The sequence below is a fragment of the Enterobacter sp. RIT637 genome (assembly GCF_019718755.1).
GTDB lineage: Bacteria > Pseudomonadota > Gammaproteobacteria > Enterobacterales > Enterobacteriaceae > Enterobacter.
The window spans coordinates 1-599 of the sequence record NZ_JAIHAZ010000110.1; the positions used below are offsets into that span (position 1 = coordinate 1).

At 54.1% G+C, this 599-nt stretch carries 2 pseudogenes; both read left to right on the plus strand.

Annotated features, from left to right (window positions below):
• A pseudogene (locus tag K5E19_RS23455) lies at positions 1 to 138 on the plus strand (Dyp-type peroxidase domain-containing protein); the annotation flags it as partial.
• A gap of 308 nt (positions 139 to 446) precedes the next feature.
• A pseudogene (locus K5E19_RS23460) lies at positions 447 to 599 on the plus strand (sulfate ABC transporter substrate-binding protein); the annotation flags it as partial.

Here is a 599-nt window from a genome sequence, read left to right on the forward strand (position 1 = left end):
CTGTACAACATCGAGCAGCAGCTTCTGAGCATGTTTGGGGACACCGATGGCAAGCGCGACGCGATGCTGCGCTTCACCAAACCAGTGACCGGCGGCTACTACTTCGCGCCATCCGTTGAGCGTCTGCTGGCTCTGTAATACTGTAGGCCGGGTAAGCGCATGCGCCACCCGGCACTCACCCCCGCCCCTTATTCCCTTTTCTGCTGGTAAATCACCAAACGGTATATAAAACCGTTACTCCTTTCGTACTCGTTATAAATATTATGGCTATAAGAAAGAGCCATCCCATCAGGCTATTTTAGTTGTCAGTTTGGGCCTGGGCAGCGCTCAGAATCCTCACGCACACCGTGTATGCTCCGGTTCTTCCGCGCTGTCCATGCCCAACTGACTGCAACAATCACACCTGACGGGATAGCTCAACGTCATCACATTTAGAAGGGTGCGCAATGGCCGTTACTGTACTGAAAAAAGGATATCTGGCGCTGGCAGCTTCGCTGTTGCTGGTCGCGCAGGCGCAGGCGACTGAGCTGCTTAACAGTTCCTATGATGTCTCCCGCGAACTGTTTGCCGCCCTGAACCCGCCGTTTGAACAACAGTGG